We start from the raw sequence: 22,794 nt of genomic DNA on the forward strand, positions 1-22,794 counted from the left end.
TTGATATTCTTATTTTATAATTAAAAAGTTACATCTACACCAAAAGTCAGCAAACGACTGAAAGGAAACGTATTATTAGAGTTTTCTCCATATTCTGGGTCATATCCATCTTTTACTTTTGTCCACTCCCATAAATCATCTCCTGAAAAATAGACACGGAGGTTACTAATTCCAGCTTTAGCTGTCCATTTTTTAGGTATGGTATAACCTATCACCAAAGACTTCAAACGAATGTAGCGGTTATTCTGAACCTGCACATCTTTTTCATTATAGTTCCATTTATTAAAATTCTGGTTACGTGAAGCGATGGTATATTCCGCATCCGGATTTTCAGGTGTCCACATCTTGCCCATGAACGTACTATTCTGCAATACATAATTAGTCGTCCACGGAGCGGCCAGATAACCACTTCTCAAAATTGTCTGCTTCCCTACTCCCTGGAAAAATGCGGCCACATCAATGCCTTTCCACTCCAGACCAGCCTTAATACCAAAAGTCAAACGAGGAGCCATGTCTCCGGCATAGTAAAGGTCAGCTGTAGTAATAGCACCGTCCCCATTCAAATCGACCACCTTTCTGGCTCCGGGACGCAGGGTTTCCGCAGAAGCTTCCTGAGGAGCCGGAATAATATTATTAGGTTTCGGACCTGTATGAGATGCATTCCAATAATACATTTCATAATAAGCATCTACTTCCTCTTGAGTTTGGAAAATTCCATCAGTTTGGTATACATACAGTGCATCTCTTGGCTTTCCAATCAAACGGTTAGAGTTTTTACCCGGATTAGGCACATTTTCATTATTTTCCAGTTCTAGCACTTTAGACCATGCATCGGAAAGTGAAGCTCCTAGATTATAAGTAACCTGACCTATCTTATCATTCCAGTTTAAAGCTATTTCCCAACCTTTAGCCTCAAATTTACCATTATTTGTTTTAGGTGCACCAGCCCCCAGAATAGAAGGATATTCCACGTTGATAAACATGCCATTGTTTCTTTTGATAAAATAATCAAATGAACCACGCAAACGATTATTCAAGAAAGCGAAATCTACTCCCACATCATGACTATTAATCGTTTCCCAAGTACGTTGGTCTGAACGAATACCGTCTATCCACAAAGAAGTATGCGATGTTGGGTTCACACCGAAAATAGTTCCCCCGGTTTTTATCAACGCATAGCGTTCATAGTTGTCGATACCTGTTACGCTACCGGTCTTACCATAGTTATAGCGCACTTTCAAATCGCTCAACCAGGTAAAATCTTTCATAAACTCTTCGGAAGAGATTCTCCAGAACCCAGACACTGAATAAAAGTTCTTCCAGCGCTGTTCCTTGGACAATTTGGAGGAACCGTCACGACGTCCTAACAATTCAATAGAATATTTGTCGTCGTATACGTAATTCACTCTTCCCAAGTAAGATACAAATCCCCATGAACTCTGCCCTCCATAAGCGCCGTTGTTGTCTCCACTTACCCACACATCCAAGTCTGTCAAATCCGACCCCGGATACATTGGCCCCTGATTACGCTTGGCACCTACTTTCTTGGAGGTTTCCTGCTCTGCCGTCATACCCAACATAGCAGACACACTGTGTTTTTCCTTGAATATTCTGTCATAATTAATAAAGCCCCCCAGCGTGATGTTTTCCCATTTCTCCATGATTTCTTCCAGTGAACCCGGTCCTTGCTTATTCCCGGTTTCCGTACCTACCCAATCATAATACTGTACCTTATTATACACTTTCTGCTGATCACGCCGCACCAGTTTGTAGTTTCCGGTACCCGACAAGGTAAGCCCTTCCAGTCCCCATTTGGAAAAATCCAGCGTAGCCTTGAGTCCCCCTCGGAAAGTAGTTAAGGAGTTCTTATTCTGTCCTCCCTGCGTCAAGCCTCCCACTGGGTTACGGCTTCCACTGAACGTATCATATACGTCTCCGTTCTCATTCCAGATTGGCCAAAACCATGGGTCAAAATAACCTGCCCCCACATCGGTCGACGGATTGACAATATCCCGCTTTTCATACGCCATATTGGTTTCAAACTTCAGGAAGTTCAATGCCTGATAATCGGCATTCAAGCGGGCACTGTATTTCTTCTCCCCATCTTCGGCCACCTTCAACTGAGAATTGTTCTCCGCATAGCCCAAAGAGGCCCGGTAGCTGAACTTGTCATCAGCCCCCGAAATGCTGATGTTATGTTTATGGGAAGTGGCCTGTCCGTACAGATAGTCCTGCATATATGTATTCGGATCCCAACGCTCCACTTTAGTACCGTTACGCAATGTCAGAATTTGACCGGAACGAAGCGCATTAAACAATTTATACCCTCTATAAATAGTAGGAGCTCCCGTTTCCGGATCAATATCAGATTCATCCAATGTCGGCCCACCAAAAGAATTAAATATCCACCAATCCATGTTCTGATAAATATCTCGTGGATCAGTTAGGTTAGGTCTGACGGCACGTGCATCATTATACTGCGCCTCAAAAAACATATCAAGCCACTCTGCATTTGTAGTAATAGGCGGCTGAATACCATCTATTGTACGGCTGATAGAACCATTGTATGTAATCTGCGCTTTACCCTTCTTTCCACGTTTAGTAGTTACCAATACCACACCAGAAGCAGAACGAGCTCCATAAATAGCAGCAGAAGCATCTTTCAGCACGGAGATATTCTCAATATCACCGGCATCCATTGCATTCAGTTCATCCAAAGATCCGGACATACCATCAATGATAATCAATGGGGAAGAGTTTCCGTTCACTGAAATATCTCCACGAATTTTCATGGCTGCACCTTCGCTACCCGGGCGGGTTGAAGAACGCGTGATGGTCAGTCCCGGAATCTCACCTTGCAAGGCTACTGTGGCATTCGCAATACCTTTGTTCTTGAAAGCCTCTTCTCCCTTAATTTGAGAAATAGCACTTGTAAGAGAAGCCTTTTTTTGTACTCCATATCCTGTTACCACAACTTCATCCAATACTTCAGAGTCCTCAGACAACCGTATTAACAAATTACTTTTCCCTGAAATGGAAACTTCCTGAGTTTGGTAACCAATATAAGAAACGACCAATTTTCCTGAGGCATTTCGCAATTCAAAATTACCATCTACATCAGTGATTACTCCATTTGAGGTCCCTTTTACAACAACGTTTGCCCCAATAATAGGTTCTCCATTCTGGTCAATCACCTTTCCACTAATTGTTCTGCCTTGCTGTAACACGGTCTGTACACTTTCTACAGCTAACATCGTTTCTGGAACAGAGACCAATAACGATAAACAGAATGCTGTGACAAATATATTTTCTTTTCTCATAATGTAACACTTAACTTTATATTATTCTGCACCATATACATTAAATTCAGAAACCATAGCTTGATCTCCTGCCCCTTTATGTTCTTCTCCAAAATAAACTTTAATATATCGGCATACAGGGTTCTGTGACAAACGGAAAGTCTGAGGAGCATCCGAATTAATATCGAATGAATAACTTCCCTGATCAGTCCAATTCCAATTATCTGGATTTGAAGGATCTGTAGCATCAGCCGAAGCGCAAGTATAAAAATGCTGTCCTATCTGTCCTTTGTTATTACCCTGTCTTCTGGTAATTTCTACACTACTTACCGTAATATCTTTCCCCATATCTACAATAAACCAATGTGGATATTTATAAGTAGTTTTCCATGAGGCATGCCAGAAAGTTGATAAATCACCATCTAACATTGCAATAACACGTCCATGAGGTGATACACCTCCTCCTTCACCAATTGTCTCCTGAGAACTATATCCGATGGTAGGATCATTTGAATTATCTACATATCCAGGGAAAGTCCATTCGCTGCGATCCAATTTAACCACAGCCTTTGGTGTTATATTGAACTCTACAGGTTCAGAACTGTTCTCAGCTTCATCCTGCCCAATTACATTCACCACACATTCTTCTCCTGACAGCACCATATTATCACCATAGGACAGAGCTACAAACTGACTACCCTCTCCCTTTCCTTTCACATTTACAATAGTCTTTCCTGATTTACTATTATCTGCCACAGCATAATAATCTAGTACAATATTTACAGGCACATTGTATGCATTATTCCAACTAACCACAATACCGCCTAAATCAGGAGTCAATCGAACAGTCTGCACAAGTTCCTGAAAAGCCGGAGCATTAGGTGAAACAGAAACTTCTACAGCTTCTCCATGATAACCTCTTACCGTACAAGTATACAATGAAAATGTTTTTGCATCCATTGTAGCAAATCCCCGAATTGTATCTTCTACGACGTTATCGACAGCTCTTTCCTTAGAAATCAAATGGTACTGCATAACCCCTTTTTCATCCAGATATTCAACCTTTGTGTACATAAAACTAGGATTACTCAGCGTATCCGGATTTACCCACGATAAATAAACTTCCCCCGGACCTGAAGAATATTTCACATTCGTCACTTGCTGGGGAGGTGTATCATCTATTGTAATACGTCCTTTCGCTTCATCCTTGCATGATGCAAGCACACAAGACAAACAAACCATAGCAATCGGTAATGCATGCAGTTTGTTTACACTAAAAAACTCATTCTTCATACAATTAAATTTAAATTAACCTAAATACATTGTTTAATATATTCTCGTACAACTTTACGTCCTTTTAATAAATACCCTTCAACAGTACGCTTAGGGATATCCAAATCAATCGCTATTTCCAATGCAGACTTTTCATCAAAGCGCGATTTATAATAAACGGCTCGAGTTTTAAAAGGTAGCTGTTGAAGCACAAATAACTCTTGACGGCAAATATCCTTTACTATTATCTGGCTTTCCGTATCTACAACTGAAACAGAAAGTCTCTCCTGCATACAAGCCATTACCTCCTGTTTCTTATAATGCCGGCGAAGATAATCCGTTACCAGATTGCGGACTATAGTATATAAAAAAGAACGAACAGTTTCAGGTCTAAGCATAGAACGGTATTCCAATAAACGTAAAAAGGCATCTTGAACCAAATCTTCTGCTTCCGGGCAACCGTTCAATTTACCAGTAATATAACGGAGAACTAATGGTCGATAAGTTACATAAACTTCAGTCAGAAACTGAACCGTAATATGTGTTGAAGTGTCTTTCATTTTTATAGTTTGTTTTTCTGTATACAAAAGTATACTCCTATATTCAAAGTGAATAAAAAGGAGGTAACAAGAATTAAAAATCCTGTAACAACTATCTATTTTAAATAAGAAAAAGCCGCAGGAATACCCTCTACAGGCATTTCTATCATTTTTTCATTCCTATTTTATCGTTACATTTTCAACAAACTCATTTATTAGAAAATCTTTGGTGCTTTCTACCTTTTCTCCATTGATAACAATATTATCAAATGTTACATTTTTTACTCTCCTGCCATTATCATAACCAAAAATCACCGACTTATTCTCTCCTATTCCCTGATAAGTTATGTTACGAAAAGTAATTCCATCAATTCCCCTTCCCGGTGCCTTATCGTATTTAGGATTAAAATGGACTCTTATATTAAAAATCATACCTTCCTGAATACTCTCTATACGAATATCCTCAAATAGAATATTTCGTGCCATGTTTTTATCCCCACATACTACAGCCATACACCCCTGATAAGGATAATCATCCTCATCTTGTTCCAATATATCGATATCACGGAATGTAAGATTTTCAATATTTTCCCCCACTTCTGCTTCTGGATTTCCATGCCCGCCTATATTGATAGGATGAGCCACATCTGCCCAAAGCACTGCCTTCCGCACATTCACATGATTTGTTCCACCCCACCAGTTCCAACGGTGGTTATACAGCGCCAGACAATCATCACTATTTCTCATGAAAATATTTTCTATATCCAACTGCTGACAACTCATTACATCGATACCATCCGACCATCTTTTACAACTAAAGGACTTAAAATTCTTCACAGTTATATTCTCAGATCCACCTCCGAATATTGAATAATGATCTGGATTCAATACCGTAATTCCATCAATATACACATTCTTAGAATCTGTTATTTCTATACCTCTGATACTATGATAAATAATACCACGGCCTATAATCCTGACATTCTCGGCATGGTCAACAAGCAGCTTAGCTTCTATCACTGCACCCGGTGCTAAATAAACTGTTGTGTTACTCGGTATACGTATTTGGTTATTAGGAAGGTCTGCCGGTTTATGAGTTCCTGGTCCAAAATACATTATATCTTTCTCGCTTTGAGCATATACTTCCTCCTGAACAGGGTTAGCAAACAGATGAAGGTTATGCAAACGATCTCCATTAAATTCCACAGAAAGATATTGAGGCTTGTCTAAAGTGAACAAAATACAATTTTCTATCAACTTATACTCTATTCCTTTTGCCTTGGGCCTGATATCTACAGAGTGAATCATTCCATTATTCTTTTTTATCATGACTTCTACAGGTTCACCCATATCAAACTGTACCATCGAGGCATCCTGCACCTTATCCATATCTACTTGAACCTTATACTCAAAAGTCTCTTTCCATTCCCCACCTTTCGTTCGCACTCTTACAGTAAAATCATCATTATGAGGAATACCTGTCCGAAGATCTTCCGGATAAGTATACAACTGAGCATTGACTATTAAAAAGGAAAATAACAAACCTAACGAAAAAATTATTTTCTTACATTCCATAACATTTAATGACCAAACGATTTAACATGCTACAAATGTAGGAAAGACTAAAAATGAAGCTAATAACAGAGGTAACGTAAAATAGAAATAATGTAACAACTCTCACATAAAAAAAACGCAAGTGCGTTTCAACTCAAACGTCCTTGCGTTTTGATCAAAACGTACTTGCGTTTCAAATAAAACGAACTTGCGTTTGAACCTAAACGCACTTACGTTTTTGGAAGCCTTTATTTTTCATCTGTTTTACCAGACTCATCTGTCTCGGAATACTGCGTAGGCAATACGCCGAACTGCTCCTTAAAACACTTGGTAAAATAGCTGGAAGAGCTGAATCCTACCCGGTCGGCCACTTCCGACACGTTCAATTTTCCGTCCTGAAGAAGCTGCGCAGCCCGCTTCAAACGAATGGTACGGATAAATTCCGTTGGAGTCTGTCCGGTAATAGCCTGCAACTTACGATAAAGATTCATGCGGCTCATTCCCATATCGGCACTGAGCTGTTCTACATTATATTCCGAATTATCAATATGTTCTTCTATCAATTTCAGAGCCTTCTGAAGCAACTGCTCATCAATTGAAGTAATTGTTATGCGACTGGGATTGACACGCAGCGTCTTGCGGAATTCTTTCTTCCGGCCCTCCTGCTGCTCGATAAGCTGCTTGATACGCACCAGTAGCACATCAAAGCTGAAAGGTTTGGATATATAGGAATCTGCCCCAACCGCATAACCGCTGATTTTTGCCTCGTCTCCACTGCGGGCTGTCAACAGGATAACCGGGATATGCGATGTCTGTACGTTGTGCTTGATACGGCGGCACAGCTCCAGCCCGTCCACTTTCGGCATCATTATATCACTGATAATCAAGTCCGGATTCTGTTCGACTGCAAGTTTCTCTCCTTCTTCTCCGTCTGGTGCATCAATTACCTGATACGTTTCTGAAAGCTGCTCCTTGAGGAAATGACGGAAATCCTGATTATCTTCCACTATCAGCAATTTTTTCCGATTATCCAAAGGTATCGGAGCTGGAGATGCTTCTTCCGATATTTTCAGATCCATCGGAATACGTACTATAAAAACAGCCCCTTTCCCAAATTGGCTTTCTACCTGAATGCTTCCCTCATGCAATTGTACATACTCTTTTACCAGATGAAGTCCGATTCCGCTTCCTACTTTGCTGTCATCTGCATGTTGCACCTGATAAAAACGTTCAAAAATATGTTCCAATGCTTCTGCCGACATACCTATTCCTGTATCAGCCACTGTGATATTCGCAAAAAGACGCCCTTCTATATGCTCTTCCGACAAAGAGAGTATCACAGTCCCTCCTTCGGGAGTAAATTTGAATGCATTCGACAACAAATTATTAAGAATCCGATGCAACTTTTCATGATCAAAGTTCATGTACCAATGAGCCGATGAAAGTGCCAAACGAAAATCCAACTTCTTTTCTTTGGCAAAAGGCTGGAAATTAGCATACAATGTCGAAATAAACTCTTCCAAATCACCCGCTGTAAGATGAAGCTTTTCCATTCTCATCTCCATCTTACGGAAATCGAGCAACTGATTGACAAGTGTATATAGTTCCTGAGCATTTTTATAAACCATATCAAGCTGACGCAGTACTTGCTCATCTGTCACCTTTTTCCGAAGTACTTCCAGGGGAGTAAGAATCAAAGTAAGAGGAGTACGGAGTTCATGACTGATGTTGGTAAAGAAGCGGAACTTCAACTGATTCAGTTCCTCCTTTTGCTGGGCTGCCTGCTGTTCTTTCAATCGAATCAGTTTCTGATTATTTTTCCGATACACATACCTCACTCCTAGAATGACTACCCCTATCAGGCATAAAAAGTAAAGTACAAAAGCCCAACCCGTAGCCCAAAATGGCGGAAGAATTGTCACTTGAAAAATGGATTCCGGACTCCACACATGATCGTTTCCGGCACTCATTACACGAAACGTATATTCACCGGGTAACAAATTATTATATACTACACTTCCCTGTCCTTTATTAGACGTTATCTCATTCCACTTTTTGTCAGCTCCCTCCAAACGATAACGGAAATAAGTCTGCGAAGGGTTTACAAAATTCAAACTGGAAAAGTCAAAGGTCAGGAAATTTTCATCATAATTCAGTGTTACCGACCGTACCTTGTCAATTGACTGAGTAAACAAAACCCTTCCATGATATTCTTCTCCACACGAAACCGATTCGTTGAACAAACGGAATCCGGTAAACAAAGGAGAAATAACACAAGGAGTAAACACCACATTTTCAGGAGAAAACAAATAAAATCCATCCATCCTTCCAAAACAAAGTTCTCCTTTTCGGGTCCGCATGGAACAAAACTCATACAAGTCATCCCATTCACGACTGTGATTCCGGTCCAAACAAACTACTATATATTCATTCTGTCCACCTTCTTTTGCTACACTTACCTTATATAATGCATTGATTGTGGTAATCCAGACCTCATTATTATAATCTTCCTGCATGGCCTGAATAGTCAGATTTTCAAACCCATGTTCTTCCCCCAACACATCAATCTTCCGGTCTGGAGAAAGTACCTTTATTCCATACTGGGTTCCCATCCATAATAATCCACGGCTATCGTTCAGCATACAATTATATTTCTCGCCTGCTAAAACCTGAAACGGGTCTTTACCTTTTGCATGTCCGGGAATGTAAAGACTATCTTTCTTTATGTCATAAAAATAAATTCCATTGTCTGCTCCTACCACCAAGCGCCCGGAAGCATCAAAAGACATCGTATTGGCTATCTTAAATCGAGACAATTCGGGGTATTTGTCAACCAGCAGATCCAACTTGCCTGACCGAATATCAAACCTCCCAACTCCACCGTTTACACTCACCCACAGATTACCCTCTATGTCTTCGGTCAGCGTACGAATATTATTCAAGTCCATCCCTTCACGAACAGGGAATAGATAATGTGAAATTTTACCTTTATCTATACAATAAAGTCCGTCCATATAAGTACCAAACCACATTCTTCCTTTCAAGTCCTTATAGGCAGTTCGAAACAATCCGCTGCTCAACTCCTTAAACGGACAACTTACCGATGTCCGGTCGGCCGACAAACGATAAAGTCCTGCAGATGTACCTAAAAAGATAGAAGAATCATCGGCTTCCAACATACATAACACATCATCACTACCCCAATCGCCTACAATATTCTTTTTATTGTATAAAGTAAAGTTACTCATGCTGGAATGGTAATAGGCTAATCCTCTGTTAAACAAACCAGCCCATACGGTTCCGCTCTTTTTATCTACATAAATACTATGTACGTTCGTATACCCTCTTCCTCCTAAGGTAGCGTGAAAGGGGGCAGCCGAAAAAAACGAGAAATTATATTTATCTATTAGGAATATACCACGACTAGATGTCCCAACCCAGGCATTACCCGACTTTTCTACATCACATGAAGTAATTTCCCCAAAAGGAGAAGGAAGCTCTATTTCTTTCCAGGCATGGATGGCATTCATATAAAAAATAACCCCTTCATTCCACGCAATCCAGAAGTCACCGCTGTCCAGTATCCGGATTACTACCTGCAGGTCGGCCTTCAAACGATTCTGCAGAAAAGTTTCCTGCCGGATAAATTTCTTCTGATTCCGGTCATAGGCACGCAGCAAGCCATTTTCATGCAGTATCCAGCTCACACTACCATATGACTCCACTGCCATCAGCGTACCATTTCCATTCAGGAAATGCCGGTCTCCTCCTATGGTCTGCAACTGATGGTTCTTTGTATCATAAAGGAGCACACGCTGAGAAGCCGTCACCAGCCAGACATGAAGATTGGAATCAATGAACACATTTGAAATCTTTTCTTTTACGCCCCATCCGGCTAAAAGCGTATCCGGCTGAATAAATTCGCCCTTATCCAAATCAAAGATTTTCAAGTTTCCTTTTTCTTTCAGCCAAATTCTTCCGTCGGCATCCAGATACTGAAGAGGAATGACTGATTCCTGGTCAATACCATATACCGGGGCTTTCCACAACGGATAGTTGGTGAAATTCTTCCCGTCGTAAAAACTCAATAAGGAAGTCGTACGTACTCCCAAACGCCCGTCGGGAAGCCCGAATACATTTTTCACATAATTGTCGGGAAGTCCGTCACGAATACCGATATGGCGGAACGGGAAAGAAGCGGCTGCCTGCATCCCCAGACACAGGAAAACATATAGTACGGTTAAAATCAGTCTTTTCATATCTTCAAGCTTCAATAATTACAAATGTATAAAGCTATATACGAACCAGAAAAGATTTTTACGTGAGATTTCTGCATTTTTCTGCAAAAAAATAACCGTCGCCCGATTTTCTGCTTCGGACGACGGTGTGTTATACGCTGTTACAGACGGCATGAATCAATAGCTGTGCTCGTCTTCTTTGATTTCTTCCATGGTCAGTGGCTTACGGTCGATAGCACGCCATGCATAAATAATGTAGGCCAGTACAAAAGGAACTAAAATAGATACATAAGCCATGGTTTTCAGGGTAAACTGGCTGGAGCAGCTGTTGGCGATGGTCAGCGAACTCTGTAAATCGGCTGTAGAAGGATAATAAGCGGTATGATTATAACCTACGACCAACAGCAAGGCCAGTACCGTCAGTACTGTACCCACACCGGCAAACCAGATACCGCGGGGATAGGTCTTGCAGAAAATGCTTTTTCCCAAGCCATACAACACCCCGACTACGCCTAACAGGAACAGCACCAGCAGATAAGGCATCGCTATAAAGTTATGGAAATACTTGAAAGGTTCCATCACAATCTGCCCCGTTTCCGGATTTACTGCAAACCCGTCTTTCAGTAAAGTGCGAATCACAAATGCCAGGAAGAATACAAGGAAGGGTACCGCATCGGCTATCAACTGACGACGGAAACGGGCATTCAACGCTTCATGACGGATGTTGTTAATGAAATAGAGGTTTCCTAACAAACGGGCAAGGAAGAGTACCGCAAATCCTAAAATGAGGTTCCACGGGTCAGCAAACGCATCCAGTCCATGCCACCCGTTACCCCAATGGCTGATGACCGGCATCATTTCATCGGTAAGGTTTCCTTTGCTCACCACAAAGTTGGAGCCGTTGAAGAAGGTCGCGACAGCCGCTCCCAACAATAGTGGACCTACAATACCATTCAGCACCAGGAAGAACTGATAGGTACGCTTACCCAGCCAGTTACCGAGTTTTGACTGAAATTCGTAGGACACAGCCTGAAGCACAAAACTGAAGAGAATAATCATCCACAACCAGTAAGCTCCTCCAAAGCTGGTACTATAAAACAAAGGGAAAGAAGCAAAGAAGGCTCCTCCGAAAGTGACCAGGGTGGTAAAAGTAAATTCCCATTTACGTCCGGTGGAATTAACCAATAACGTACGTTCTTCTTCTGTACGTCCCAAACAATAGAGCAAAGAGTTTCCTCCCTGCACGAACAGCAAAAAGACCAGCAAGGCTCCTAATAAGGAAACCAGGAACCACCAGTAATGCTGCAAGAATATATAAGTTGAATCCATATTTTTCAGTTTTAAAATGATGTATCGGTTAGTTTATTTTTCTTCCGGACCTTTACGGATGGCTTTTACCATGATACCGATTTCGGCAATAAGCAGCACGGTAAACATGATAAGGAAAATGAAGAAAGTGGTTTGCACGGAGCCCGTTTCCAGTTTTGACACCGCCGCATTGACGGGCAGCAAATCCTGAATTGTCCAGGGCTGACGTCCCATCTCGGCCACAATCCATCCTGCCTGACTGGCAATGTAAGCCAACGGAATGCTCCACAAGGAAATCCAGTGCAACCAGTTAAGTTCAGCCAGCCGCTTTTTCCACACGAGGAATAAAATAACCAGGAAGAACAGTATGAAATACATACCTAACCCTACCATCACACGGAAAGACCAGAAGAGCAGACCTACATGAGGTACAAGGTCTTCTTTATCCTGAATGTATCCGTAGCCGAAATAAGGCATGTATTCCTTCAGGGCACTGCGTGCAATCTGCATGGAAGCCTCATCGCCTTCTTCTTTTGCCCGACGGAAATCGGCCAGTGCAGTAATGGCTTTCTTGCCGTTCACCATCTTTTCATCTGCCGAAAGAGCCGTTGAACCATCGGGTAATGTATAGCCTCCTTCCAGCAGGTTGTTGATGCCCGGCACATATCCTGCCGTGCTATGCGTAGCAAGGAAAGAAAGCATTTCAGGTATCTTGATGGAACCTACCACCGTCAGAGGTTCATGCGTGCCTCCTTCATAAAGCGCTTCCATAGCGGCCAATTTCATAGGTTGTACCTGAGCCACCTGATACGCGGACTTATCGCCTGTACCGGCTGTTACCAGGGCAGCAAACAATCCGACTGCTGCTGCCACCTTCATGCTGGCAAGTGCAAATTCTTTTTCACGTTTACGAATCAGATACCAGGCACTGACTCCGATGACGAAAGCGGCTCCGAGCATCCAGCTACTTAATACAGTATGGAAAAATTTCACCACTGCCACTGGCGAGAAGGCCACTGCCATGAAATCAACCATTTCGTTGCGCATGGTTTCCGGATTAAACTCCATCCCCACCGGGTACTGCATCCAGGAATTAGCCACCAGAATCCACCAGGCAGAAATCGTGGCTCCCAAACCGGTAAGCCAGGTAGAAGCCAGATGAAAACCTTTGCTCACCTTGTGCCATCCAAAGAACATGACAGCCACGAAAGTGGCTTCCATGAAGAAAGCTAAAATGCCTTCTATGGCCAGCGGAGCACCGAATATGTCACCCACGAACCAGGAATAGTTACTCCAGTTCGTGCCAAACTGAAACTCCAGAATCAAACCGGTTGCCACTCCAATGGCAAAGTTTATTCCAAACAGTTTCATCCAAAACTTTGCCGTACGCTTCCAGAATTCATTTCCTGTACGTACATACAATGTCTCCATTGTAGCCATAATCACAGCCAACCCTAAAGTCAGCGGTACAAACAGCCAATGGTAAATGGCGGTCAAGGCAAACTGTGCCCTCGACCAGTCAATCATTGAAGTGTCGATTGTTTCAAGCATAAGAAATTACTTTATCAGTTACTAATATAAATAAGGTATAATTATTCTGCCATCCGGTTTGTCAACTCCAGTCCCACATAGTCCTGCTTCTCGGCCTCCGTCTTTCCTTTCAGGAAGGAAGGGAAGAAAAACAGTTTCAGCACAAAAAACATGACAAAAAGCTTTATCAGGATAATCGCCCAAAGGACACGCCCCCAGGTCATCTCCCGAAAACCATCACGATAAAAATAAAAAACACGAATGAGATTCTTTTTAATCATAATCTATTTTTATAATGATTACAAAGTAAGTACTTTATCGGGAAAAAACAAGGGTTTATCGAGATATTCTGTGGGTAAATCTATCTATTTTGCCTCTTTTTTTATTATGAAATACATTTGCAATGTAAAAATTAAACGAAATATGAAAAAAAGAGAACTCATTTTCTTCGCCGCGCTCGCGACTTTCCTGTCGGCAAATGCACAGGAAAAACAAACCTGGTCGCTTGAAGATTGCATAAACTATGCGCTGGAGAAAAATATCCAGTTACAGCAGAACAAGATTTCCTTACAGGAAAGCGAAGTGGATGTAAAGACAGCAAAGGCTGCACTCTTTCCAAGCCTCTCGTTCAACACCGGACACAACATTGTGAACCGTCCTTATCAGGAAAACAGCGCCACTGTCAGTGGAACTGAAATCATCAGCAGTAACAATAAAACTACCTATAACGGCAGCTACAGTTTGTCTGCACAATGGACATTATGGAACGGCGGACAGCGCCTGAACAACATCAAACAGCAAAAGAAGAATCAGGAAATAGCGGAACTGACCGTAGCCGAAACGGAAAATACGCTCAAGGAAGAGATTACCAAACTTTTCCTGCAGATTCTGTATGCAGATGAATCGGTAAACATTAATAAAGGTACGCTGGAAGTAAGTAAAGCTACCTATGAACGCGCGAAAGAACTTTTTAATCAGGGTAGTATTTCGAAAGCAGATTTGGCCCAACTGGAAGCACAAGTCGGTAATGACCAGTACCAGCTGGTAACCTCCGAAAGCTCACTGAGAAACTATAAACTTCAACTGAAGCAAATGCTGGAACTGGACGGAAACATGGAAATGGAGCTGGAACTTCCGGTACTTGACGATGAAAAAGTGATGCAGCTGCTCCCCAATCAAGACGAGGTTTACCAAACGGCACTGGCCAACCGTCCGGAAATACAAAGCAGCAAACTGAGTATTGACAATTCCAAGTTGGCTATTTCTGCGGCTAAAAGCGGGTATTATCCAAGTATCAGCCTATCGGCATCTACTTCCAGCATGACCAACAATGCAAGCCAGAACAACTGGGCACAACAGATGAAATACGGATGGAACAACATGATTGGTCTGACAGTAAGTGTACCTATCTTTAATAACCGACAGACCAAAAGTGCGGTAGAAAAAGCTCAGTTCCAATACAACTCTTCACTGCTGAACTTGCAGGACAAGCAAAAAGGGCTTTACACCGAGATTGAAACACTCTGGCTGGATGCGCTCAATGCACAGCAACAATATGCAGCAGCTGAAGTGAAACTGAAAAGCAGCCAGACCAGTTTTGATATGGTCAATGAACAGTTCAGACTGGGTATGAAAAATACGGTTGAACTGCTGACCGAGAAAAATAACTTGCTCAGTGCACAGCAACAACGGGTTCAGGCTAAGTATATGGCTATTTTGAATCGTACATTACTCGATTTTTATGCAGGAAAAGACATTGAATTATAATCACCAAACAATATGAACAAGAAAAAAATAATTTTGGCAGCCGGTGTCGTACTCGTGCTGGCTGTAGCAGGATTCTGGATTTTCGGAAAGAAGAATGCACAGGGCAAGGTAGACTTCGTGACTGAAAAAGTTACACGAGGAAATATCAGCAATTCCATTACAGCTACAGGAACCATTGAACCGGTCACTGAAGTAGAGGTCGGTACTCAGGTTTCAGGTATCATTGACAAGATATATATTGACTATAACTCCGTAGTAAAGCAGGGTGAAGTGATAGCCGAGATGGATAAGGTAACGCTGCTCAGCGATTTACAATCAGCGCAAGCTACATACAACGGCGCAAAGGCCGAATACGACTATCAGAAGAAACTATACACGAGAAACAAAGCACTACACGAGAAACAGCTGATCAGCGAAACAGACTACGAACAAAGTGTGTACGACTATGAACGTGCTAAAAGTACATACGAACAGACGCAAGCAGCCTTAGCCAAAGCGGAACGGAATCTTTCATACGCCACTATCACTTCTCCGATTAATGGTATCGTAACGAGCAAGGACGTGGAAGAAGGACAGACCGTGGCTTCCGGTTTTGAAACTCCGACACTGTTCACCATTGCGGCCGACTTGACAAAGATGCAGGTAGTAGCCGATGTGGATGAAGCTGACATTGCCGGAATAAAAGACAGTGCCCGAGTAACCTTTACCGTAGATGCCTATCCTGATGACGTATTCGAAGGAAAGGTATACCAGATTCGCTTGGGTAGTGTAAACAGCAGCAGTTCAAGCAGTACCAGCACAAGCAGCGAAACAGTTGTCACTTACGAAGTGGTAATTACTGCCGACAACCCGGATTTGAAACTGAAACCCCGGCTGACTGCCAACGTGACCATCTACACCGACACCCGTGACAACGTGATAACGGTACCCAACAAGGCACTGCGTTTTACACCGGAAAAACAGTTGGTGGGCAACAAGACTATTACAGACTGCGAAGGTACACACAAGGTATGGACTATGGACGCCAACGGATTCACGGCACATCCTGTAAAAATCGGTCTGAGCGACGGAAGTCATACTGAAATTCTGGAAGGACTGAACGAAGGTACTCCTATCGTAACAGAAACCGTACTGAAAGGCTTCGAAAACAATGCTGATGAAATGGCTGGCAGTGAAAGAAGCCCGTTCATGCCAGGCCCTCCGGGAGGTGACAAGAAAAAACAGAAATAAGGAGATACTCTTATGAAAAAGACTGTCATAGAATTGCAAAATATCAAACGGAATTTCCAGGTGGGAGACGAAACAGTCCATGCCTTGCGCGGAGTTTCATTCAGCATACAGGAAGGAGAATTCGTCACCATCATGGGAACATCCGGTTCAGGAAAATCTACTTTACTGAACACCTTGGGATGCCTGGATACACCCACCAGCGGAGAGTATCTGCTCGACGGAGTATCCGTACGCACCATGAGCAAGCCGCAAAGGGCAGTATTGCGTAACCGGAAAATCGGATTTGTATTCCAGAACTACAACCTGCTGCCGAAAACTACAGCCGTAGAAAATGTGGAACTTCCTCTGATGTACAACAGCTCAGTCAGTGCAGCCGAACGTCGTCGGCGTGCCATTGAGGCCTTAACAGCTGTAGGGCTGGCTGACCGCTTGGAACATAAATCCAACCAGATGTCAGGAGGACAGATGCAGCGTGTGGCCATCGCCCGCGCACTGGTCAACAATCCGGCGGTAATCCTGGCAGACGAGGCTACCGGTAACCTGGATACACGTACTTCATTTGAGATTCTGGTTCTTTTCCAGAAACTGCACCAGGAAGGACGTACCATTATCTTCGTGACACACAACCCGGAACTGTCACAATACAGCAGCCGGAATATCCGCCTGCGTGACGGACATGTCATTGAAGACGTGACCAACCCTCATATTCTGTCAGCAGCAGAAGCATTAGCTGCCCTGCCGAAAAATGACGACGATTGACGTGACTAATTAAGAAATGACTTATGAACGGAACAAACCTTTTTAAAATAGCTTTCAGAGCTTTGGCCAACAACAAGCTCCGTGCGTTCCTGACCATGTTGGGAATCATCATCGGTGTGGCTTCTGTCATTGCCATGCTGGCCATCGGACAAGGCTCTAAACGAAGCATCCAGAAGCAGATTTCTGAAATGGGCTCCAACATGATTATGATTCATCCGGGAGCTGAAATGAGAGGTGGAGTCCGGCAGGACCCTTCGAGCATGCAGACACTGAAACTGGAGAATTATGAAACACTGCGCGACGAGTGTATGTACTTGTCGGCCATCAGTCCGAATGTATCTGCCTCCGGACAGTTGATTTCGGGTTCCAACAACTACCCTTCTTCTGTCAGCGGAGTCAGCATTGGCTACCTTACAATTCGCCAGCTTACCGTAGAGCAAGGTGAAATGTTTACTGAAGAGGATATACGTACAGCTGCCAAAGTCTGTGTTATCGGTAAAACAATTGTAGACAACCTGTTTCCCGACGGTCAGGACCCGATTGGAAAGATTATCCGCTGTAACCAGGTGCCTTTGCGGGTAGTGGGCGTGCTGAAATCCAAAGGATACAACTCTATGGGCATGGACCAGGACGATGTGGTATTGTCTCCTTACACCACCGTAATGAAACGTTTGCTGGCACAAACTTACCTGAGCGGTATTTTTGCCTCTGCCTTGACGGAAGACATGACGGAAGAAGCCGTAGATGAAATCACAAATATTTTACGACGTGAACACAAACTGAAAGAAGCAGACGACGATGATTTCACCATACGTACACAGCAGGAACTTAGCTCCATGCTGAATACCACAACCGACTTGATGACGACCCTGCTGGCCTGCATTGCCGGAATCTCATTGGTAGTGGGTGGTATTGGTATCATGAACATCATGTATGTGAGTGTAACGGAACGTACACGTGAGATCGGACTTCGTATGTCTGTAGGGGCAAGAGGAATTGATATTCTGTCGCAGTTCCTGATAGAATCTATCCTGATCAGTATCACCGGAGGTTTGATTGGAGTAATCTTGGGTTGCGGTGCCAGCTTCATCATCAAGAGTGTGGCTCACTGGCCTGTCTTCATCCAGCCCTGGAGCGTATTGCTCTCGTTTGCCGTCTGTACATTTACCGGTGTATTCTTCGGGTGGTATCCGGCTAAAAAAGCGGCCGACCTTGACCCGATTGAGGCACTGCGCTATGAATAAATAACGGAACTACTTTGTTCTTCATAACTTTGGTTTCCTGTCCGGCTGCCATTCAGCAGTGAATGTTTCCCAACATAAACCGCTTGAGGTAGCCGGACTTTTATTAAAAAAAATCGTATCTTTGTTTTAAATCAATTCCGTATGGTTCATATAACTCACAACAAGCACCGCTTACTTGAATTAACAATCCACATTATATGCTGGGGATTATTTTTCGGATTTCCACTGTTCTTTACCCAAGATGACAGCGGCAGTATCGACTGGAGAGAGTTTATCAACCATTCTGGCGTGTCTCTTTCTTTCTTCGTTATCTTTTATATCAATTACCTGTTATTTATTCCTAAGGTTCTTTTTAAGGAGCATACGGGACAGTTTATCCTCTTGAATATCCTCCTTATTTTAGTGGTATCCATTGGACTCCGCTACTGGCATAATATCATAGCCTTTCCTCCCCCGGCTCCACGACGCCCTCATTTGCCTCCTCAATACATATTTTATATAAGAGACATCACGAGCATGATCTTTACCGTAGGATTAAGTGTAGCCATCCGTATGAGTCTGCGTTGGAGTGCCACGGAACTGGAACGCCGTGAAGCAGTGAAAAGCCGGACAGAAGCAGAACTGAAAAACTTGCGCAACCAGCTGAATCCGCATTTTTTGCTCAACACCCTGAACAATATTTATGCCCTGACGGCCTTTGATACGGAAAAAGCACAGCAAGCCATCCAAGAGCTCAGTAAACTGCTGCGTTATGTTCTGTATGATAATCAGGAAACATTTGTTCCCTTGACTAAAGAGGTGGAATTTATTCAAAACTATATCGAACTCATGCGAATCCGGGTTTCATCTGCAGTCAAAATCAATACAAATTTTCAAATCCGACCAGACAGCCAAAGCCCGGTAGCTCCGCTGCTGTTTATTTCACTTATTGAAAATGCCTTCAAGCATGGAATCTCTCCTACCGAACCCAGCTTTATAGACATTACGCTAACAGAAAAGGATGATGAAATCCATTGCGTAATACGAAATAGCAATTATCCGAAGAACGCAATGGATAAAAGTGGTTCGGGCATCGGACTGGAACAAGTACGCAAAAGACTGGAACTGCTGTATGCCGGACGCTATGAATGGCACCAGCAAATCAGTTCGAACCAGAAAGAATACAGTTCCATACTGACCATTAAAATTCCTGACAACAATAAAAAGATACTGCCATGATAGTAAAATGCGCTATTGTCGATGATGAACCTCTGGCACTCGGCCTGCTGGAAAGTTATGTAAAGAAAACGCCATCACTCGAGCTGTGTGGTGCATACTCCAGTGCCATTCAGGCTATGGAGCTGCTGACCGAGCATCCCGTGGATCTTATTTTCCTGGATATTCAAATGCCGGAATTGAACGGACTGGAATTTTCCAAAATCGTCCCAGGAAATACGCGTATCATATTTACCACAGCTTTCGGACAATATGCATTAGACGGATATAAGGTAAATGCCCTTGACTACCTGCTCAAACCTATCAGCTATACAGATTTTATGAAAGCTGTCAACAAAGCGGTGCAATGGTTTGAACTGCTTCAAAAGGCCGAAACATCACCAGCTGACATACAATCGTCAGATGACTTGAAGTATATCTATGTGAAAAGTGACTATAAGCTGATTCAAATCGAACTGGATAAGATTCTTTACATTGAAGGATTGAAAGACTACATCAAGATACATCTGGAAGATAATCCACGCCCCATACTTTCACTGGTCAGTATGAAAATGATGGAAGACAAACTACCGGCTAACCGGTTTATCCGGATTCACCGGTCTTTCATTGTGCAAAAACAAAAAATAAAAATCATAGAAAAAGGAAGGATTGTTTTTGGAAAGGACTACATCCCTATATCGGACAGCTACAAACAAGAGCTCCAAAATTATGTTAACAAACATACTATTTGAGTTTTTGTTGTATTTTCAACCTTTTTTTTTGAAACAATCGTTTTTTTTACTGTTTTTCTTTGGAGACAATCAATCTAAACCCTATATTTGTGACGTACATAATAAAACGGAAGTTGTGAAACTTCTTTTAGAATAGTTTAGTTAAGTCTAGTTTAGTTTTTGTGTTGTGATACTCCTGCTGAAAGTGTTCAGCAGGAGTATCTTTTTTTCATCTGTTTCAAACAAAAAAATATGTTTATTAACAAAAACGGAGGAGAAGGATGTTAAAAAACAACAACTTCCGCAAAATGCTTATTCTTACAAATTGTATGACAGAATTCAGGGAATATCAATCAGTTTATGGATCTGCAGACTCAGTCGCCACTGAGGATGAGACTTGATATATTCTATGACCTCTGCCGTATTCCGACAAGAACAGGGCTGCAAAAAATAAGAAGAAGCCTTTAATTGAAGATAAGGGGATACATCCTGCCCTAAAAAAACCACCTTCACCTCATCCATACGACGGACACGTAACGAAGCACCTAATTTGGGAGAACAGGTAACCCAGTCAATCGACTCCGGAAGTACACATGTGCCATTCGTTTCAATGCAAACGTATTTTCCAGCCTTATGCAAGGCAGCAACTAAATCTTCATCCACCCAAAGTCCCGGCTCACCACCTGTCAAAATTACCGTCTTGCAGGGATATTGACAGACTTGTTCCAGTATCTCTTCATCCGACATCATGACTCCTTCTTTATGGCGCGTGTCACAAAACTCACATTTTAAATTACATCCCGAAAAACGGACAAAGACGGCAGGTGTACCCACATGGAAGCCTTCCCCCTGAAGGCTATAAAATATCTCATTAATCTTTTTCATAAATCACCCGATTACCTTCAGACTCACACACTTCCACCTTTACACAATGGGGTACTTGCTCACAAATCCACCGGGCAATATTTTCGGCCGTAGGATTACAAGGAAGCACATCGTTCAGATTCTTATGGTCAAGCTGCCCTTTTACCACTTCCTTTATATGCGTAAAATCAACTACCATACCATCTTCATTCAATTGCTCTGCCTGACAATATACGGTGATAATCCAATTGTGACCATGCAGGTTTTCACACTTGCTCTCATAAGAAAGTTTCAGGCGATGTGAAGCCGAAATTTCCATGCGTTTAATTACTGTATACATAACTTTTTGATTTTTAAAAGATTAAAAAACACTGCATTTAATGTCACCTCAATGCAACGACAAAGGTAAAAAGAATTATCTGATAGAAAAAATCCATTCGCAAAGATTTGACACCCACGAAATCTCACAAATTTTAATAAAATCCACAACAAATATTTTTGATTTTCCAACCAATACAGTATATTTGTATACACATTTTTGATATACGAATGACGGAAGAGGACAAAAAACTGTTACATACTTTCGAAGGCAAACTCAGACAATTGCTGTTTCTTTATGAAGAGTTGAAAAAAGAAAACCTCTCATTGAGAAATGAAATTGACAGAAAGAGTGCAGAAATAGCCCAATTGGAATGTAATAATAAAGAATTGGAAGCCAAGTATATCAACTTGAAAAACGCCCGCATACTCAGTATCAACGACAATGACCTCCGCGATACGAAACAAAGACTGGCGAAACTTGTGCGTGAAGTCGATAAATGCATCGCTTTGCTGAATGAATAACAATGCGGTAAAGTATATACTTTTATGGACGAAAAAAAGAGATTTAATCTACTAATTGACAACGAACGGTATCCTGTGTCCATACTCCCTGCGGAAGAGGAAGCTTACCGGGAAGCTGCCAAACAGATTAACTATAAACTGAATAAATATCGCAGTGCTTTTCCTGAATTCAACAGTATACAACACTGGAAGATGGTGGCACTTGATTTGGCGTATGAAAATATATCCATGAAAGGAAGAAATGACACCCGACCTTATATGGAAAAACTTAAAGAACTGGAAGAGGATATTGAAAGATGTATCCAACCTGACCGGGGCGAAGGTTTATAGAAAGATATTATAACAGGAAATTCACGCATAAGCTTTATTCGAAGGGATTTTCCCAACGGATGAGTTTATGCGTTTTTTTATTTATATACTTA

At 42.2% G+C, this 22,794-nt stretch carries 18 protein-coding genes; 8 read left to right on the top strand and 10 right to left on the bottom strand.

All coding sequences use genetic code 11. The features are described 5' to 3' along the window. Positions 1–20: 20 nt before the first annotated feature. The 8 genes from DXD04_RS04360 to DXD04_RS04395 form a co-directional block, all read right to left on the bottom strand. On the bottom strand, positions 21–3,254 hold the full coding sequence (locus DXD04_RS04360) for a SusC/RagA family TonB-linked outer membrane protein (RefSeq protein WP_409034796.1): 3,234 nt from the start codon (positions 3,252–3,254) through the stop codon (positions 21–23). 87 nt (positions 3,255–3,341) lie between these two features. Next, positions 3,342–4,592: a discoidin domain-containing protein gene (locus tag DXD04_RS04365; RefSeq protein ID WP_117671213.1), complete on the bottom strand. Its 1,251-nt coding sequence runs from the start codon at positions 4,590–4,592 to the stop codon at positions 3,342–3,344. A gap of 20 nt (positions 4,593–4,612) precedes the next feature. Next, positions 4,613–5,131: a sigma-70 family RNA polymerase sigma factor gene (locus tag DXD04_RS04370; RefSeq protein WP_117671215.1), complete on the bottom strand. Its 519-nt coding sequence runs from the start codon at positions 5,129–5,131 to the stop codon at positions 4,613–4,615. Between the two features lie 159 nt (positions 5,132–5,290). Further along, the gene (locus DXD04_RS04375) at positions 5,291–6,685 is read right to left on the bottom strand and encodes a glycosyl hydrolase family 28 protein (protein ID WP_117671217.1); all 1,395 of its coding nucleotides are present in this window, start codon (positions 6,683–6,685) and stop codon (positions 5,291–5,293) included. A 227-nt stretch (positions 6,686–6,912) separates the two neighbouring features. Then, positions 6,913–10,923, bottom strand: a complete 4,011-nt coding sequence (locus DXD04_RS04380) for a hybrid sensor histidine kinase/response regulator transcription factor (RefSeq protein ID WP_259299514.1) — start codon at positions 10,921–10,923, stop codon at positions 6,913–6,915. Between the two features lie 156 nt (positions 10,924–11,079). Then, positions 11,080–12,231, bottom strand: a complete 1,152-nt coding sequence (gene cydB / locus DXD04_RS04385; protein WP_117671219.1) for a cytochrome d ubiquinol oxidase subunit II — start codon at positions 12,229–12,231, stop codon at positions 11,080–11,082. A 33-nt stretch (positions 12,232–12,264) separates the two neighbouring features. Beyond that, on the bottom strand, positions 12,265–13,761 hold the full coding sequence (locus DXD04_RS04390; protein WP_117671221.1) for a cytochrome ubiquinol oxidase subunit I: 1,497 nt from the start codon (positions 13,759–13,761) through the stop codon (positions 12,265–12,267). A 41-nt stretch (positions 13,762–13,802) separates the two neighbouring features. Next, entirely contained in the window at positions 13,803–14,021 is a 219-nt protein-coding gene (locus DXD04_RS04395; protein ID WP_117671223.1) for a DUF4492 domain-containing protein, read from the bottom strand. A gap of 142 nt (positions 14,022–14,163) precedes the next feature. Here DXD04_RS04395 and DXD04_RS04400 point away from each other — a divergent pair, with 142 nt between their 5' ends. From DXD04_RS04400 to DXD04_RS04425, 6 genes are all read left to right on the top strand, one after another. Continuing rightward, entirely contained in the window at positions 14,164–15,507 is a 1,344-nt protein-coding gene (locus tag DXD04_RS04400; protein ID WP_117671225.1) for a TolC family protein, read from the top strand. Positions 15,508–15,519: 12 nt separating this feature from the next. Next, positions 15,520–16,737, top strand: a complete 1,218-nt coding sequence (locus DXD04_RS04405; protein ID WP_117671227.1) for an efflux RND transporter periplasmic adaptor subunit — start codon at positions 15,520–15,522, stop codon at positions 16,735–16,737. A gap of 12 nt (positions 16,738–16,749) precedes the next feature. Beyond that, entirely contained in the window at positions 16,750–17,496 is a 747-nt protein-coding gene (locus DXD04_RS04410; protein ID WP_007562709.1) for an ABC transporter ATP-binding protein, read from the top strand. 23 nt (positions 17,497–17,519) lie between these two features. Then, the gene (locus DXD04_RS04415) at positions 17,520–18,740 is read left to right on the top strand and encodes an ABC transporter permease (RefSeq protein ID WP_007562711.1); all 1,221 of its coding nucleotides are present in this window, start codon (positions 17,520–17,522) and stop codon (positions 18,738–18,740) included. Between the two features lie 141 nt (positions 18,741–18,881). Beyond that, complete coding sequence (locus DXD04_RS04420; protein WP_117671229.1) at positions 18,882–19,958, top strand: sensor histidine kinase; 1,077 nt, start codon at positions 18,882–18,884, stop codon at positions 19,956–19,958. Then, entirely contained in the window at positions 19,955–20,686 is a 732-nt protein-coding gene (locus DXD04_RS04425) for a LytR/AlgR family response regulator transcription factor (protein ID WP_117671231.1), read from the top strand. The genes DXD04_RS04420 and DXD04_RS04425 overlap by 4 nt, the downstream gene beginning before the upstream one ends. 318 nt (positions 20,687–21,004) lie before the next feature. On the opposite strand, the gene DXD04_RS04430 is transcribed toward DXD04_RS04425, so the two are convergent. Both DXD04_RS04430 and queD read right to left on the bottom strand, forming a co-directional pair. Then, a complete protein-coding gene (locus DXD04_RS04430; RefSeq protein ID WP_117671233.1) occupies positions 21,005–21,550 on the bottom strand; it encodes a 7-carboxy-7-deazaguanine synthase QueE in 546 nt (181 codons plus the stop codon). Then, the gene (gene queD / locus DXD04_RS04435) at positions 21,537–21,869 is read right to left on the bottom strand and encodes a 6-carboxytetrahydropterin synthase QueD (RefSeq protein ID WP_117671235.1); all 333 of its coding nucleotides are present in this window, start codon (positions 21,867–21,869) and stop codon (positions 21,537–21,539) included. Before queD ends, DXD04_RS04430 begins: the two co-directional genes overlap by 14 nt. 209 nt (positions 21,870–22,078) lie before the next feature. Between queD and DXD04_RS04440 the strand changes: the two genes are divergently transcribed. Both DXD04_RS04440 and DXD04_RS04445 read left to right on the top strand, forming a co-directional pair. Next, entirely contained in the window at positions 22,079–22,372 is a 294-nt protein-coding gene (locus DXD04_RS04440; protein WP_007562723.1) for a hypothetical protein, read from the top strand. A 24-nt stretch (positions 22,373–22,396) separates the two neighbouring features. Next, positions 22,397–22,702: a cell division protein ZapA gene (locus DXD04_RS04445; protein ID WP_117671237.1), complete on the top strand. Its 306-nt coding sequence runs from the start codon at positions 22,397–22,399 to the stop codon at positions 22,700–22,702. The last annotated feature ends 92 nt before the right edge of the window (positions 22,703–22,794 follow it).

This window comes from Phocaeicola plebeius (genome assembly GCF_003437535.1).
Taxonomy (GTDB): Bacteria; Bacteroidota; Bacteroidia; order Bacteroidales; family Bacteroidaceae; genus Phocaeicola; species Phocaeicola plebeius_A.

What these genes read in the sequence shown, in the direction of transcription:
- DXD04_RS04380 (WP_259299514.1), bottom strand. Translation starts at nt 10,923, where the DNA reads ATGAAAAGACTGATTTTAACCGTACTATATGTTTTCCTGTGTCTGGGG.
- DXD04_RS04365 (WP_117671213.1), bottom strand. Translation starts at nt 4,592, where the DNA reads ATGAAGAATGAGTTTTTTAGTGTAAACAAACTGCATGCATTACCGATT.
- cydB (WP_117671219.1), bottom strand. Translation starts at nt 12,231, where the DNA reads ATGGATTCAACTTATATATTCTTGCAGCATTACTGGTGGTTCCTGGTT.
- DXD04_RS04375 (WP_117671217.1), bottom strand. Translation starts at nt 6,685, where the DNA reads ATGGAATGTAAGAAAATAATTTTTTCGTTAGGTTTGTTATTTTCCTTT.
- queD (WP_117671235.1), bottom strand. Translation starts at nt 21,869, where the DNA reads ATGTATACAGTAATTAAACGCATGGAAATTTCGGCTTCACATCGCCTG.
- DXD04_RS04420 (WP_117671229.1), top strand. Translation starts at nt 18,882, where the DNA reads ATGGTTCATATAACTCACAACAAGCACCGCTTACTTGAATTAACAATC.
- DXD04_RS04415 (WP_007562711.1), top strand. Translation starts at nt 17,520, where the DNA reads ATGAACGGAACAAACCTTTTTAAAATAGCTTTCAGAGCTTTGGCCAAC.
- DXD04_RS04440 (WP_007562723.1), top strand. Translation starts at nt 22,079, where the DNA reads ATGACGGAAGAGGACAAAAAACTGTTACATACTTTCGAAGGCAAACTC.
- DXD04_RS04430 (WP_117671233.1), bottom strand. Translation starts at nt 21,550, where the DNA reads ATGAAAAAGATTAATGAGATATTTTATAGCCTTCAGGGGGAAGGCTTC.
- DXD04_RS04370 (WP_117671215.1), bottom strand. Translation starts at nt 5,131, where the DNA reads ATGAAAGACACTTCAACACATATTACGGTTCAGTTTCTGACTGAAGTT.
- DXD04_RS04390 (WP_117671221.1), bottom strand. Translation starts at nt 13,761, where the DNA reads ATGCTTGAAACAATCGACACTTCAATGATTGACTGGTCGAGGGCACAG.
- DXD04_RS04410 (WP_007562709.1), top strand. Translation starts at nt 16,750, where the DNA reads ATGAAAAAGACTGTCATAGAATTGCAAAATATCAAACGGAATTTCCAG.
- DXD04_RS04360 (WP_409034796.1), bottom strand. Translation starts at nt 3,254, where the DNA reads ATGTTAGCTGTAGAAAGTGTACAGACCGTGTTACAGCAAGGCAGAACA.
- DXD04_RS04425 (WP_117671231.1), top strand. Translation starts at nt 19,955, where the DNA reads ATGATAGTAAAATGCGCTATTGTCGATGATGAACCTCTGGCACTCGGC.
- DXD04_RS04405 (WP_117671227.1), top strand. Translation starts at nt 15,520, where the DNA reads ATGAACAAGAAAAAAATAATTTTGGCAGCCGGTGTCGTACTCGTGCTG.
- DXD04_RS04445 (WP_117671237.1), top strand. Translation starts at nt 22,397, where the DNA reads ATGGACGAAAAAAAGAGATTTAATCTACTAATTGACAACGAACGGTAT.
- DXD04_RS04395 (WP_117671223.1), bottom strand. Translation starts at nt 14,021, where the DNA reads ATGATTAAAAAGAATCTCATTCGTGTTTTTTATTTTTATCGTGATGGT.
- DXD04_RS04400 (WP_117671225.1), top strand. Translation starts at nt 14,164, where the DNA reads ATGAAAAAAAGAGAACTCATTTTCTTCGCCGCGCTCGCGACTTTCCTG.